A 14,787-nucleotide genomic window follows, 5' to 3' on the forward strand; every position below is an offset into this window, starting at 1 on the left:
CTTATCGGGCTTATGAGAAAAATGGTAAGGTCATTCGTGAGCAAGGAGCATCATTAATTGGTCTCTAGACGTGGGAGTAAATGTTGTGATCCTATATGTAAACTTGGTTGCAGGCACGGGCAGGAAATAAAACGTTTACGAGCGAATGTAAGTAAGATTAAGGAATACAAACTGATATTGTAAACAAAGAAAGGTTGATGATTGTGCCACTCGTAGATATGCCGCTGTCCCAGTTGAAGCAGTATGAAGGAAGAAATCCGAAACCGGATGATTTTGATACCTATTGGGCGCGGGCACTGGAAGAAATGCGGGCCGTCGATCCGCAGGTGGAGCTCGTTCCGGCGGATTTCGAAGTGCCTTTTGCTGAATGCTTTTCGCTGTACTTCAACGGAGTGAACGGCGCCAGAATCCATGCCAAATACGCCAGACCGAAAGGGGCATCCCAGCCTCACCCGGCCGTACTGCAATTTCACGGTTATACGGGAGACAGCGGAGATTGGATGGATAAAATGGTCTACCCGGCGATGGGTTTCTCCATTGCGTCACTGGATGTCCGCGGTCAGGGCGGCCTGTCCGAGGATACGGGCGGCGTGGTCGGCAACACGCATCACGGCCATATCATCCGTGGCTTAAGCGATAAGGACCCGAATAAGCTGCTATTTCGCGACGTGTTCCTGGATACCGCGCAGCTGGCCGCGATCGTGATGGGCTTCCCGGAGGTCGACGCGGAGCGCGTAGGGGCGACGGGATGGTCGCAGGGCGGTGCGCTGACGATTGCGTGCGCGGCGCTGGAGCCGAGAATCAAGAAAGCTGCTCCGGTGTATCCGTTCTTGAGCGATTATAAGCGGGTATGGGAGATGGATCTCAGCGTTCATGCGTACGAGGAGCTCCGCACCTATTTCCGCAAGTTCGATCCGCAGCATCAGCGCGAGGACGAAATTTTCAACAAGCTCGGATATATAGACATTCAGCATCTGGCTTCGCGCATTGAGGCCGACGTCATGGTCGGCGTCGGCCTGATGGACACGGTCTGCCCGCCGTCGACCCAGTTTGCCGCCATTAATAAAATGAAGTCGTCAGTGAAGCTTGAAATCTATCCGGATTTCGGCCACGAAGGGCTCCCTGGCCTACCCGACAAGATCGTGCAGTTTATGAAGGGGCTGCAGCAGGAATAGCAGTAGATGAACTGAGATTAGACCTGCAAAGGGAGAAATGACATTTTTTTTCATACGTCGTCTTCGTACTTCAACAACCGGCAGCAGGCACGACGGATCACTCTTTTGCACTCGTTTTGTTTTTTAACCCTATATTATTCGTGAATAAAGGCATCCCTTTCGGCCAAGCGCCGGCCATGGGATGCCTTTTTGGCATGGGCCGACTTGGGAAACGGACCCGCGAAAGCCGAGTGTCCGGGATGAACTCGGGGTTGAAAAAAATATCGAATTTTGGCGGCCCAGTTAACTTTCGTTAATTGTCCGTGCCTGTTTGCCTTGCTACGATGGGGGTGCATTTTTGAAAACCGATTCAAAAGGCCTAGATGTAAAGACTCATTTCATCGCAGAGTCGGGACGATTTACATACCTAAAAAGCAAGGAGAGACACGAATGCACCGATTAAGAAAGCTAAGTCTGGGCGCTGTGCTCGCGCTCGGCCTGCAGCAGCTGTACCCGATGGCGGCTTATGCCGATATTGCGGTGGAACCGCAGCAGGATCCGTTTGTCTTTTACGTCAGCGATAGCGATTATGGGGATGGTTACAGGCTAAGAGTAAGCTCTTATGACGATCAAGGTGAGCTCCTGAACCAGGAGACAAGCGAAAATCCACCGGATGAGCCTTTTGTCATTTCCATTAACCCGTACGATAACCCATGGGTTCCGCACGTTGATTTGGATGACCCGCACCCGATCACATTCCGGGTCGAGACGATTAAAACTGGTGATAGCGGTCTGGTGGACGTACCGGGCGGTTCGGAAGGAGATGGAACGTCTGAGGAGGGCTCCGAGAGTAGCGGTGGAGCGAGCGGCTTGGATAGCGGCAGCAGCAGTGGTGACGGCGCGAATAGAGAAACCGGCGGCAGCGGCGGTGCCGGAAGCGGCGAGGAGAGCGGCACCGGAGCTGGTGGAGACGGTAGCGTAAGCGGTGGTGAAATCGGCGACGGGACGGCCGGGGGCACCACGGGCGGCAGTGAGAGCACCGCAGGCTCGGATCCCAGCGAAACCGGCGGCACTGACGGAAGTGGAATCAGTGATGGTGGTGGAACCGGAGATGCATGGCTCGGCGATCCGATCCCCGGGAGTTCCGGAGAGCCCGGAACCGAGCCTGGGATCGGCATCGAATCCGTGAGCACCGTTGTACAGCAAGGGGATCGCGCAGGTGTGACGGCGGTTCCCGGCAGTGAAAACGGCGAAGAGATTGTGGATAGCGCCGATTATACGTGGAGTCCCGTTGCGACCGTCGAAGGCAGCTTGTTGATTTCCCGGGAGCAGCTGGATGACCTGAATCTGAGGGTGACGGATGCAGAAGGCCATGAGGTCATGGTGCCTGAAAGCCAGCTGGCACTTTCGTACGATGATGCGTCCCATACGGTCCGGTATGAGGCGAACCTGCCGAAGGGCGGGCCATATAACGTCACAGCCGAAGTGAACGGTCAGCCTTATGGATCGGTTCAGGTGAATCCGATAACCATGGAGAACCGTTTCCCAAGTAAAACGCTGCTCGAGGGCAGCGAGATCCATACTTATTTTGAAGTCAAAGCTGAGCAGCTTGTACCGTACACAGTAGAAAAACTCGATGGGATGGATGCAATTCTGAATGCAGCCGATGGGCAACTTGTCGATTTTGGCGAACTTACAGACGATGCATCCAAAGAAGTGGATCTTCCGTTTGAATTCCCTTTTTATGGGGATACATACAGCCAAATGTGGATCGACATCAACGGCGGCCTCTATTTTGGCGATTATAATGCCATTGGGTCCGATGTCTATCCCGATAAGTATGCACCGCCTGCACTGCAGGCCTATGTATCAGATTTAAGACTCAACCCGGATGATCCCGACTCTAAAATTCTGACGGAAACGATCGGGGAGGAAGGGAACCGGAAGTTTATTGTACAGTGGAATCATGTGTACTTTTATGATGGAGATGTCCCGATTACGTTCCAGGCGATTTTGTCCGAAAACGGCGATGTCCAGTACCAGTACCCTGGCATCACGACCGAGAACGCCGACTACGATAACGGGGCGTCTTCAACGATCGGCATCCAAGCAGGGCAGGGCTTGTCTCAAAATTACCTCCTCTACTCGCATCGAGAGTCCATGATCGATAGTGGGGAGGCGATCCGCTTCAGTCCGGTAACGGTCTCGGACGAAAATCCTTCCGATGGCGATCATGGTTCCGGCGGCGACGGCGGATCAGGCGGCGGAGGGGATAACGGCTCCGGCGATAATGGCGGCTCCGACAATAGCGGCGATAACGGCTCCGGTGGTAACGGGGGATCGAACAACGGTGGCGGTAACACGGGCGGCAGCGGTGGATCGAACAACGGCGGCAGCACTGGTGGCTCAACATCAACCACACCAACTTCCCCGGGAAATTCGACCGCCGGCGTTCCCGCACCGGTCGTGGTGAATGGAAAGTCATACGATGGAGTGCTCCAAACAACGACAGCCACCAATAACGGGCAGACGTCGGTGACGGCCGTTCTTGATGCGTCGAAGCTGCAGGCCATGCTGAGTCAGGCTGGGCCAGGACAATCCGTCACGCTTCCGGTCATGCAGGCGGCGAACACAACGACTGTGGGGCTGACGGCACAATCGCTGAGAGCACTGGAAACGGGCGCAAGCCAGCTGGTGATCCAGACTGCAAACGGAAACTATAATCTTCCGATATCGGAGATCAGCATGTCCAGACTCGCCCGGCTCTTCCAAGCCTCAGGCGATGTTACGGGGATGAACGTCCAGATCATCGTCGCCAGGTCTGAAGCGGCAAGGGCAGCACAGCTGGAGGCAGCCGCCAAAAAGATGGAGCTGCAGTTTGTGGCCGGACCGGTAGATTTCCGGATTGTAGCTTCATTCCAGGGTCAAACCCTGAGCGTTAGCCCGTACAGCACTTATGTGCAGCATGTCCTGCAGATTCCGGCAGCAGGCGCAGGCGTGGTGTCTACAGGAGTAATGCTCGACGAGAACGGAACGGTGCACCCTGTGCCTACCCGGTTGACCGGAGAGAACGGCAGCCGCAGTGCAATCATGAGCAGCCTAGGCGGCGGTACATTCGCCCTGGTCAGTTACAGCACAAGCTTCAGCGATGTGAGCGGGCATACGCAGGAGGTCGTGCAGGACCTCGCCTCCCGCCTGATTCTGCAAGGAACAGGGGAGGATCGGTTCGCCCCTGACCATACGGTGAGCTGCGCGGAATTTGCCGCCATTCTGGTCCGCGCGTTAGGACTTGCCGGCGGCGGCCAATCAAGCAGCTATGCCGATGTGAAGCCGGGCGACTGGTACACGGAAGCCGTAACTCTCGCCCAGCAATACGGCATCGTGAACGGCTACAGCGACGGGACCTTCCGTCCCGGCCATACGATTACCCGCGAGGAGGCGCTGGTCATGTTCGGCCGTGCCGGCAAGCTGGCTCGTCTGGGATCCGGCGCTGATCAGGTAGAGCTGAGCCAAGCATTGTCCGTATTTACAGACAGCCAGGTGGTGTCGGGCTGGGCGGCTATGGCCGTGGCCGAAGCGGTTCATAACCAGCTGCTGGACGGTCTTGGCAGTCAGCTGCAACCGAAGAAAGAGATCACCAGAGCGGAAACGGCCGAGATCCTTCAGCGTTTGCTGAAGAAGTCAGACCTCATCTGACGGTTTACCGCTATGAAATAGGCATGAGGCAGCTGCCGGGAATATTCCCGGCAGCTTTTTCTATTCCGCCGGATCGGCCTCGCGGGAGGCGAGAACTGAAGAAGAAAGATCAGTCCATGCTTATAAGCTCTTCAAGCTGATTTCTGATGCGGCCACGGACGAGCCCGCCGTGGTAACAAATGACGCTCTCGATCCCGTAGTTTAGAAACCTTTGCAGCGAGCGTACCGCCCCAGCCATATCCGGCGTGGAAGGGCGGTGGGGTCCCATAAGCTTGCCGTTTATGCTAAACATTGAATCCCCGGCAATCAGCGTCTTACTCCGGTGCAGATACAAACTGAGGTGTCCCGGTGTATGTCCGGGTGTATAAATCACCTCGATTCCTCCGCAATAGGGTAGCACCTGCCCGTCTGCCAGCGTGCGATCGACCCTGCCTTTAGGCAGGTTGGCAATCAGGGAGGAGACAATCCGCCTGCGCTCCTCTTCCGGCAAGCCTTCCAGCTGCCAGGCCATATGCTCCATCGTGGCCTTCATCAGCGGGAGTTCCCCTTCGATATAGGGCTTCTCCAATGGATGGGCGTATACGTGAATGCCTGCGCCGGTTTCTTGCAGAATCTCCGGGAGGCTGCCGATATGATCAATATCCTGATGGGTCAGCACGATCGCCCGCAGCCGTCCTACCGGAACGCCGAGCCGCACCATTTCGGTCCGGATTTGCCCCCATTGGCCGGGCGTCCCGGTATCCATCAGCACCGCGTCTTGTCCATCCCAAACGAGCGTCGGGTGTAACGTTTGGGGACTGCCAAATCCATCAATCTGTAGTTCCAGCATGCTTGCAACATGTTCAATGATCAAGGGAAAACCTCCTTATGATGGGTTATGAAGATGGGCCACGAGCGCCTCTATCAGGTAAACGATGCAAGCAGGCATAAGGATATGGGATGAGCAAGCCGACCGAGAAAATGTTTCGAACGAAGTCCCGTGAAATCCCCTGGAATGCAAACGGCGGCAGGCCCGTGGGCCTCCCGCCATACTCGCATAAATATTAGGATTTCTTCTTTTCGGGGCCTCCAAAGTTCAGACCGAGTTCGCCGTCATGGCTGCCGACATTGCCGCCGACTTTAAAGCTGACGCCTTTGCCGCCGCCAACCTGCGCACCGGCATGCGCCCCGAGACCGTGACCGCCGCCCACTTGGGCACCTGCGCTGAGGCCGGCTCCCTGCCCGCCGCCAACCTGGCTGTTTACAAAGGCGCCGACGCCGTGGTCTCCGCCAAGCTGGGCTTCCGTATTCATGCCGATCCCCTGCTTGATGCCGACATGTCCGTCGGCATGAACGCCCAGGCCGTACTTGCCGCCCAATTGGGCGCCGGTATCGAAGCTGAAGCCGTGGCTGCCGCTTACTCCGGCTTCACCTTGCACACCAAGTCCGTAGGTTTCGCCGCCGACATGCGTGCCTGCCTGGGTGCTGACGCCTTTGCCGTCCATCTGGCCGCTGGCGTTAAGACCGACGCCGTGCTTTCCGCCGATCTCCATGGAGGTGTTCATCTGAACCCCTTTCGTAGATTCTGCCTTTTGCTCACCCTTTACGGCTTCGCTCTTCACGGCTTTTTCTTTCGCGGCCTTTTCCTTGACGGGTTCACTTTTTGTTGCTTCACTCTTCACGGGGGCTTCCTTTACGGCCTCAGGCTTAACTGCTGCATTCTCCGGATTTTCCGGCTCTGTTTTCTCAGTCAAAGGATTAATCTTGAATTTATAGCCTTTAGGCGTAGGCTCAACCCGGTTCCAGTCATAGGAAAACGGCTGCGGGGTGATAGGGGCAAACGGATAAGGATAGGAATTGAGTTGCCCGTTCGTGTCGTATGCGTAGTACGTGCGGTAGGGAACCGGATAAACGTACTGGGGCCACGTATAGGGAAGGGCGTATGGATAAGAGGATCGCTGGCTGTAAGCATAAGCATACGGGTCCACGCATGGCTGCCAGCACGGCCCGTACGGATGTCCATTCGTAATCATGGGGAACCTCCATATTTGAATTTAATACTATAACCTATTCACATGGAGCCCGAGGTGACACCCGCCTATGGTTTGTTTCTTCGCATGAGAAGATGTATTTTTTCGGGGCTTCGCTAAAGAGCCTAGTGGCACGTCTCTCACGCCCCCTCATATATGACGTTTGTCATACTCCCTACCTGATGTTCATGACTACTCGGTTACGATCTGGTTTCCTATACTTAGGCTAGAAGACGTCCTCGGATGCCCCGAGTATGACTGCATGCTTCATTCAGGGAGGAAGACAGATGAAAACACAAACCATGGTCACCAATCTAAAAAAAGAAATGGCCCCCTATGAAAAAAGCAATACGAAATCGAGCATCATGCAGGTTGTGACAACCCTAGGACCTCTGTTACTGCTCTGGTACGCCGCATATTTAAGCTTATCCGTATCGTATTGGATAACCCTTCCTATAGCCATTATTGCTTCCGGATTCGCCATTCGGACATTTATTATTTTTCATGACTGCTGTCACTATTCTTTCTTTCATAATCGGCGGGCGAACGAAATCATCGGTATGATTACGGGGATTCTGACGCTTGTACCGTACCAGCAGTGGAAGAACGAGCACTCCATTCATCATGCCACGAGCAGCAACCTGGATAAACGGGGGGTCGGCGACATGTGGGTGATGACCGTGGATGAATATGCTGCGGCTTCATGGACGAGGCGGCTCGCTTACCGTTTCTATCGCCATCCGGTTGTCATGCTCGGACTTGGGCCGATCTTCGTGTTTGTTATATCATACCGTTTCAACCGTAAAGGGGCGAAGCGGAAAGAACGCATCAACACCCATGTGACGAATGCAGCGATTGTCGGCTTGTATGCGGCGATGTGCTGGGCGGTAGGCTGGGAGGCGTTTCTAATGGTACAGCTTCCGATTTTATTCGTATCCGGGATGCTGGGCATTTGGTTGTTTTACGTGCAGCATCAGTTTGAAGATTCCTACTTTGAAAATGAAGACGAGTGGAGTTACGTAAAAGCTGCGGTGGAAGGAAGCTCGTATTACAAGCTGCCCAAGGTGCTGCAGTGGATCACAGGCAATATCGGCTTCCATCATGTCCATCATTTGAGCCCGAAGGTGCCCAATTACAATTTGGAGAAGGCGCATAATTCGACGCCTCCGCTTCAGAAGGCTACGACGATTACGCTCGCTACGAGCTTGGCCTCTCTTAAGTTCCGGCTGTGGGACGAGAAGAATAAAACATTTGTCAGCTTTAAGCAGATCAAACTTGGACGGCAGCAAACCAAACGCGGGGCTAAACCGATGAAAAGCAGCAGGGCGGGCATACAAGGGGAATAGCGCCGTCATCCGGCGTTTATGATAAACTACAAGGAATATATCGTTCGCACGTCGGGGAGGAACTGCCTTGCAGAAATGGTATCAAATTTTCCACAGGAGCACAGGACTTAGTCCCTATGTGTGGGTCATCTTTTATATTGTCCCTTTTTACTTCATATTTCGTTCTTCGTCCACAGTTCATGTAGTGTTTGGCACCTTGATGATTCTGGCGTTCTTCGGCTGCTATGTGTTGTCGTTTGTTTCCAAAGGCTGGTCATTATATTTCTGGACGTCCATTCAGATCCTGATTTCTCTAGCAATGACCCTTATCTTCGGTTATGTCTATTTTGCACTGTTCGTTGCGTTCTTTATCGGAAATATTCATCACCGGGTTGGATTCGTAACGCTGTATACGATTCACCTCGTTACGACGATGGTCACAGTAAATTATGAATATGCGACACAGAATCCCGTCATGATTACACAGATTCCATTCGTCCTGATCAGTCTGATTGCGGTGATTCTGCTGCCTGTCACCACATACTATCGGAACAAGCGAGGGAAACTTGAGATACAGCTGGAGGATGCGAATAAGCGGATTTCCGAATTGGTGAAGCTGGAAGAACGCCAGAGGATTGCCCGCGATCTCCATGATACGCTGGGTCAGAAGCTGTCCTTGATCGGGCTGAAGAGTGATTTAGCCGGCAGATTAATCAGCACAAACCCGGCTCAAGCGCGGTCCGAGATCAATGATGTGCGTCAAACGGCAAGAAATGCTTTGAAAGAAGTGCGGGACATGGTCACGCAGATGCGCGGCACGCGCCTCGAAGATGAGATGTTCCGCATCAAACAGATCCTTAAGGCGGCTGAGATTGAATTTGTAATGGCAGGAGACCCGATTCTTGGCAATACATCGCTTTTGGTTGAAAATGTACTGAGCATGTGTCTGAAAGAAGCGGTGACGAATGTAGTCAAACACAGCGGTGCCACCGTCTGTTCGATCGTCATCGAATCGTCTGCAACCGAGTTGACGATGAAAGTCATCGACAACGGGATTGGAATCCACACGGACCCGGTCTTAGTCAGAGGAAGCGGTCTGCGCGGAATGAAAGAACGGCTGGAGTTCGTGAACGGCAGTATGGAAATCGCCGCGGGCATCGATCCGGGCACGAAGGTGATCATTAAAGTGCCGAATGCCGTTAAACACCCGGATAAGGAGGTGGTCATATGATCCGAATCGTTATTGCCGAGGATCAGCGGATGGTGCGGGGTGCGCTTGCATCGCTGATTAATTTGGAACAGGATATGCAGGTTGTAGGCCAAGCGAGCAACGGCGAGGATGCCGTCAAGCTGGTTCAACAGCTGAAGCCGGATATATGTATCATGGATATTGAAATGCCGGGGAAGAGCGGATTGGAAGCGGCCGAAGAACTCAAAGGAAGCGGCTGCAAAGTGATGATTTTGACGACCTTTGCACGGTTTGGTTATTTCGAGCGGGCGATTAAGGCCGGGGCATATGGATACTTGTTAAAGGACAGCCCCAGTGAAGAATTAGCAAGTTCCATCCGGAGTGTCATGGCGGGCAGACGGATTTATGCGACAGAGCTCGTGGACGATGCTTCCGGACAGGAGAATCCGCTTACTCCTAGGGAAAAGGACGTACTCGGACTGATCGCGGATGGGAAAAACACGAGGGAAATTTCCAATCAATTGGATATCACGCAAGGAACGGTCCGGAACTACATTTCCGTCATTCTTGATAAGCTTCAAGTCACGAATCGGGTGGAAGCCATTACGCGGTTCAAAGAGAAGGGCTGGTTCAAATAATACGATCCTGACAGCCCCTTAGAATGGACTTGGGATGAACCTTATGGTTTACCGGGTCCGATTCCGGGGGCTTTTTGTATTGGAAGCTGTGTCCATTTGGAGCACCCGGGATCGCTTTTTTTTACAAGTTAATTTGCACTTCTGACGATATTTTGAAAATGGCAGCTCAGCCCCATCCCGATGGGACTAGGTTTTACCCTACCTGCCCGCAGCGGCCGGGAAGCTCAGCGAGATGACGGCTCCGCCTTCCTGCCGGTTGCCTGCGGCAATGGACCCGCCGCACCGCTCCACGATCGCCCGGGAGATCGCCAGCCCCAAGCCGGATTCTCCGTCCTTGCCCTTCACGAACCGGTGGAAGAGGAAGGGGAGGAGCTCATCCGGTATGCCAGGCCCGTCGTCGCTGACGGTCATTTCGATCTGACCCTCCACGAACCTGGCGTGTACATCTATTTGCTCAACGGCATAGCGGGCTGCGTTGGACATGACGTTAAGCAGCGCCTGAAGCAGCTTGTCCCGGTCGGCAACGACTCCAAACGGTCCGGACGGCGGATCGTAATCGATCCGCAGCCGGATCCCCTTCTTGACCAGCAGGGGATTCATTCGTTCCGAAGCCTCGGTGATCAGCTCCCGCAGAGACAAGGCGTTCTTACGGAATACGTCTTCCTCGCTGTCCAGCTTTGCGAGCAGGGTCATCTCCGTCACCAGCTTCTTGAGCCTGCCGCTTTCGCTGATAATGATTTCGAGGCCTTTTTGGATACGTTCGCCCTCAAATACCCCGTCACGAATACCTTCCGCATAACCCGCGATGGACATCAGCGGGGTTTTCAGCTCATGCGACGCGTTTTGGAAAAACTGCTTCTGTACATGGTTAAACCGGTCCAACTCCCCGGCCATGTCATACACGGACTCCGCTACGGAGCCGATCTCTCCGCCGGCTCGGATATAGCGGACCTCGGAGAACCGGCGCTCCTTGACCTTAACCAGCTCTTCCTGCAGGCTCATGAGCGGCCGGATCAGCTTTTTCGTGATAAACAGGCTGAATGCGACCATGAACGCGCCCCCGACGCCGAAAATGATCAGCAGCCGTTTCAGCAGCGCCTGTTCAATCGTTTTGACCCGGCTTACCGGCGTAAGCAGGGTGAGCGTCCCTTGGGGCATGATGCTAACGGACGTGATAAACCTTTTGTCCGTCCCGTCTATGATGCCCTTAAAGACCTGCTCGCCGGGCACGCCCTTCACGGCTTCGGCGATCTTCGTGGCGGGGTTTGGAGCGGTCACGGGTACGCTTTTCCCCTGGATATCCGTAAAAATGGCCGTAACTCCGCTGGTGTCCGCCATTTTAACCGGCAAGGCAGGCACCGTTGTGGACGACCAATCCGTGGCAACGGTTTGAATCGTGTCGACCCGCAGTTTGGCTGACATGACGGCTCCCATGGCCTTCAGGTCTTCCTTCTGGGAGCCGATCAGATGGTCCAGCAGGACAAAATGGATCACCACCGCCGTAACGGACAGGACCAGCATGAGAGCAATCCCGAAGGCTAAATTAATCTGATGCACGAGCTTCATCGTGAACGTCGCCTCCTTCATTTCTTAGCCGGTAGCCATGTCCCCAAATGGCTTCGATCGGTACATGCTCCAGCTTTTTTCGCATCCGTTTGATCAAATGATCGACCGCCCGGTCGCTGCCGAAATAGTCGTCGCCCCAGACCCGGGTCAGCAGCTCGTCCCGCGTGAAGGCGCGGTTCGGATGTTCGGCAAACACCTGAAGCATCGCAAACTCCTTGCTGGTCAGGTCGACTTCCTCCCCCTGCCAGAATACGCGTCGTTCGTCCGGGATCAGCTGCAGGTCTCCCATTTCGATCCGGGCCGGATGGGACGGGCCTGCTGCGGCATCGCCGGTTCCGCTCAGTTTATACCAGCGCTGAAGCTGCCGCTTGATGCGGGCGACGAGCTCGCGGGGGCTGAACGGCTTGACGAGGTAATCGTCACTACCCAGCTCCAAACCCAGAATTTTATCGACCTCATTGTCCTTGGCCGAAATCATAATGATCGGTACTTCCGCCTCCTGCCGGATTCGCCGGCAAAATTCGTAACCGTCCATGCCCGGAAGCATAATATCCAGGACCCACATGTCCGGTGGTGCCGTCCGCCACAGATTCCAGGCTTCCTCCGCGCTGCCGAGCCCGACCGTGCGGTAGTTTTCCTTTTGTAAATAAGCCTCGACGAGATCCCTTATATGTTCATCATCATCGACCACGGCGATGACATAACTGTTGTTCATCCCATGTACCTCCCGGATTGGAAATTCATCTCCAGTATATCAAGCGGGTGCCTGCCTATGGAATTCTGCCATTGTTTTTCCATAATTTCACCGGCGGGTTGCCACAATCGTTCCGTAGACTGGGACATGTAACACCATATCCAATATAAAAGGAGTGCTGAATCAATGATTCGAACCGCATGGTTTAAAAAGACGGTCGCCTCTGCGCTGCTCATGTCAGCAGTTGCGGCCCCGGCCGTAACGAATGCAGACGCGAGTGAACAGCCCCAAGTTCCTTCCGACGTTCCAACCAAGGTGGCTGCGATGCCGGCAATCAAGGCAGCGGTCGTTACATCGGCCATGGCAGATCCGCTCGAGCTGGCCCAAAAATATGCACCGGACACCGTTGAGGACTGGAAGCAGACATTGGAGCAATTCAAAAAGGTTGCGGGAGAGGGTCCGCGTTTCTTCAGCGTGATCAAGACGGTCCCGGCGGATGCCGCCACGAAAGTAAATACGGGTGAGTTTTCTTCTGTTTCTGAGACGATTCAGCCGGTAGCGGGGATTTCGGGGGAGAACGTCCGGATCGAAATCCTGGACAAGTTGAAGGACAAGGCGGCCGAGGTGCTGGGTCAGGCCAAGGATCTGGAGAAAGCCGCGGTGCTGGGCCAGATCAAAGAACTGGACAAAGCTGAGGTATTGGGCCAGATCAAGGAGCTGGTAAAATCCGAAGCGACGGACCAAGCCAAACCTGTGGATGAGGCCAAGGCGCTCGGACCTGCCAAGATCATCATCTCCAAGCTGGAGGATTTGAAGAATGAAGTTGGCAAGACGGATTCTGCATCGGCAGCCGATCCGGAGCATCCAAAGGCATTGAGCATCGCGATCAGTAAGGAAGCAAGCGAGTCCGCTATTGCCTTTATGAAGGCCCACATCGCTTTGCATGAAGCAGTGGAATCCAAGGACGAAGCAGCCATCAAGGACGCACTCGCCAAGCTGCTCGTTCAATACAAGGCACAGATCAAGGAGCTTGAAGAGGCGGCTAAATCTTAATCGTGCCATTGACCGGTCGGTCCATATAGACACATACAGGAGATATGAAGGCAGTCCCTGATTCAGCCTCGGCTGGACAGGGGCTGTTTGCTTGCGCAAAAAATTTTGCATCTCCCTTTCAAGATTTAGTATGCTAAAGACAGCAAACAACGATCGTCGTTGAACATGTCACGGAAACGGCCGGGCTTAAGCAATGGTCCGGTTGCAGTGCGATAGTTGGAAAGGAGTCGGTCCGGACGAATGAAAACGGGTAAAACATTGGCGGAAGCAGTCAAGCAGGCGGAATATGCGCTGGGGGGGCACGGCCCCCGAAATATAGAGGTGCTGAAGGAGGCCTTCCGGGAGGTGGACGGGTCCCTCGGTGCCGATGCCTACGGCAGAGGTAAGGTCATAGAGGACTTTCAGAACAAGATGGCGGCGTATTTGGGCAAGGAATCGGCCGTCTTTTTCCCGAGCGGGACGATGGCGCAGCAGATTGCGCTGCGGATATGGTGCGATGAGAAGCAGGTGAAGAAGGTGGCGTACCATCCGCTGTGCCATCTGGAAATCCACGAGGAAGACGGTTTGAAGGAGCTGCATCATATTGAACCGGTGCTGCTGGCGGACAAGGACCGCCTGATCCGGCTGGAGGATGTCCAGCGGATGCAGGAAGACGTCGCCTGTCTGCTGTTGGAGCTGCCCCAGCGCGAAATTGGCGGCCAGCTGCCGGATTACGGCGAGCTCGAAGCGATTTCCGCCTACTGCCGGGAGCGGGGCATCCGCCTTCACCTTGATGGAGCGAGACTGTTCGAAGTTACGCCTTACTACGGAAAAACCGAAGCGGAAATTTGCTCGCTTTTCGATAGCGTCTACGTTTCTTTCTATAAAGGCATCGGTGGCATTTCCGGCGCGATTCTTGCAGGAAATCCGGATTTTACGGAGAAATCGAAAGTATGGAAAAGACGGCACGGTGGAGATCTGTACAGCCTGTATCCGTATGTGGTCAGCGCCGATTACTATTTTGACCGGCGCGTGGGTCGGATGAAGCAGTACTATGAGGAAGCCAAAGAGCTTGCCGCGCTGTATAACGAATGCCATGCCGTTGCCACAAGGCCGGCGATCCCCGTATCTAATATGTTTCACGTCCATGTCCAGCTTGGCAAAGAGCGGCTTGAGGCGCTGCTGGCGGATATCATCAGCGAAACAGGCATTGGACTGACGCATTATGTAAAAGATAACGGGGAGTTGGAGTCCTCTTATGAAGTTAGCATTGGGGACTTGTATGCTAAGGTGCCCAAAGAACGGGTCCGGGACGCGTTCCGTCTCTTTGACGGGAAGCTGAAGGAAGAGCTGGGGAACGGACAGGTCTAACAGGAGGAAGACGGGGATTCTGAATAAACTGGAAGACGGCATAAGTTAAAAGGCAGGCCTGTCTGGCATAGTGCCTAAGAGGGCCTCAAGATTGACGATTTGCTGGGTATGGG

At 54.4% G+C, this 14,787-nt stretch carries 11 protein-coding genes; 7 read left to right on the plus strand and 4 right to left on the minus strand.

Annotation, left to right across the window (positions count from 1 at the left end; genetic code table 11):
• Positions 1-203: 203 nt before the first annotated feature.
• Both CJP46_RS23065 and CJP46_RS23070 read left to right on the plus strand, forming a co-directional pair.
• On the plus strand, positions 204-1,175 hold the full coding sequence (locus CJP46_RS23065; protein ID WP_094598243.1) for an acetylxylan esterase: 972 nt from the start codon (positions 204-206) through the stop codon (positions 1,173-1,175).
• 429 nt (positions 1,176-1,604) lie between these two features.
• Positions 1,605-4,850 (plus strand): S-layer homology domain-containing protein, encoded by a 3,246-nt coding sequence (locus tag CJP46_RS23070; RefSeq protein ID WP_094597978.1) that lies wholly within the window; start codon positions 1,605-1,607, stop codon positions 4,848-4,850.
• Between the two features lie 109 nt (positions 4,851-4,959).
• Here CJP46_RS23070 and CJP46_RS23075 read toward each other — a convergent pair whose 3' ends face one another.
• Together CJP46_RS23075 and CJP46_RS23080 are read right to left on the minus strand one after the other, a co-directional pair.
• The gene (locus CJP46_RS23075; protein ID WP_373558028.1) at positions 4,960-5,703 is read right to left on the minus strand and encodes an MBL fold metallo-hydrolase; all 744 of its coding nucleotides are present in this window, start codon (positions 5,701-5,703) and stop codon (positions 4,960-4,962) included.
• A gap of 190 nt (positions 5,704-5,893) precedes the next feature.
• Positions 5,894-6,862, minus strand: coding sequence for a hypothetical protein (locus CJP46_RS23080; protein ID WP_094597979.1), 969 nt, complete (start codon positions 6,860-6,862; stop codon positions 5,894-5,896).
• A 284-nt stretch (positions 6,863-7,146) separates the two neighbouring features.
• Here CJP46_RS23080 and desA point away from each other — a divergent pair, with 284 nt between their 5' ends.
• From desA to CJP46_RS23095, 3 genes are all read left to right on the plus strand, one after another.
• Positions 7,147-8,205 (plus strand): Delta(5) desaturase DesA, encoded by a 1,059-nt coding sequence (gene desA, locus CJP46_RS23085; protein WP_094597980.1) that lies wholly within the window; start codon positions 7,147-7,149, stop codon positions 8,203-8,205.
• A gap of 67 nt (positions 8,206-8,272) precedes the next feature.
• Positions 8,273-9,415 carry a sensor histidine kinase gene (locus tag CJP46_RS23090; protein WP_094597981.1) on the plus strand — a complete coding sequence of 381 codons (1,143 nt, stop codon included), beginning with the start codon at positions 8,273-8,275 and terminating at the stop codon, positions 9,413-9,415.
• Positions 9,412-10,011 carry a response regulator transcription factor gene (locus tag CJP46_RS23095; protein ID WP_094597982.1) on the plus strand — a complete coding sequence of 200 codons (600 nt, stop codon included), beginning with the start codon at positions 9,412-9,414 and terminating at the stop codon, positions 10,009-10,011. The genes CJP46_RS23090 and CJP46_RS23095 overlap by 4 nt, the downstream gene beginning before the upstream one ends.
• A gap of 198 nt (positions 10,012-10,209) precedes the next feature.
• On the opposite strand, the gene CJP46_RS23100 is transcribed toward CJP46_RS23095, so the two are convergent.
• Complete coding sequence (locus CJP46_RS23100) at positions 10,210-11,577, minus strand: sensor histidine kinase (protein WP_094597983.1); 1,368 nt, start codon at positions 11,575-11,577, stop codon at positions 10,210-10,212.
• Positions 11,555-12,292: a response regulator transcription factor gene (locus CJP46_RS23105; protein ID WP_094597984.1), complete on the minus strand. Its 738-nt coding sequence runs from the start codon at positions 12,290-12,292 to the stop codon at positions 11,555-11,557. The genes CJP46_RS23100 and CJP46_RS23105 overlap by 23 nt, the downstream gene beginning before the upstream one ends.
• A gap of 165 nt (positions 12,293-12,457) precedes the next feature.
• Between CJP46_RS23105 and CJP46_RS23110 the strand changes: the two genes are divergently transcribed.
• Positions 12,458-13,324: a hypothetical protein gene (locus CJP46_RS23110; protein WP_094597985.1), complete on the plus strand. Its 867-nt coding sequence runs from the start codon at positions 12,458-12,460 to the stop codon at positions 13,322-13,324.
• A 240-nt stretch (positions 13,325-13,564) separates the two neighbouring features.
• Positions 13,565-14,674: a threonine aldolase family protein gene (locus CJP46_RS23115; protein WP_094597986.1), complete on the plus strand. Its 1,110-nt coding sequence runs from the start codon at positions 13,565-13,567 to the stop codon at positions 14,672-14,674.
• The last annotated feature ends 113 nt before the right edge of the window (positions 14,675-14,787 follow it).

The sequence above is a fragment of the Paenibacillus sp. XY044 genome (assembly GCF_002257645.1).
Taxonomy (GTDB): domain Bacteria; phylum Bacillota; class Bacilli; order Paenibacillales; family Paenibacillaceae; genus Paenibacillus_AQ.

Bases quoted from the DNA above. Each gene is read 5' to 3' on its own strand.
- CJP46_RS23105 (WP_094597984.1), bottom strand. From the start codon at position 12,292: ATGAACAACAGTTATGTCATCGCCGTGGTCGATGATGATGAACATATA.
- CJP46_RS23110 (WP_094597985.1), top strand. From the start codon at position 12,458: ATGATTCGAACCGCATGGTTTAAAAAGACGGTCGCCTCTGCGCTGCTC.
- desA (WP_094597980.1), top strand. From the start codon at position 7,147: ATGAAAACACAAACCATGGTCACCAATCTAAAAAAAGAAATGGCCCCC.
- CJP46_RS23080 (WP_094597979.1), bottom strand. From the start codon at position 6,862: ATGATTACGAATGGACATCCGTACGGGCCGTGCTGGCAGCCATGCGTG.
- CJP46_RS23115 (WP_094597986.1), top strand. From the start codon at position 13,565: ATGAAAACGGGTAAAACATTGGCGGAAGCAGTCAAGCAGGCGGAATAT.
- CJP46_RS23070 (WP_094597978.1), top strand. From the start codon at position 1,605: ATGCACCGATTAAGAAAGCTAAGTCTGGGCGCTGTGCTCGCGCTCGGC.
- CJP46_RS23100 (WP_094597983.1), bottom strand. From the start codon at position 11,577: ATGAAGCTCGTGCATCAGATTAATTTAGCCTTCGGGATTGCTCTCATG.
- CJP46_RS23095 (WP_094597982.1), top strand. From the start codon at position 9,412: ATGATCCGAATCGTTATTGCCGAGGATCAGCGGATGGTGCGGGGTGCG.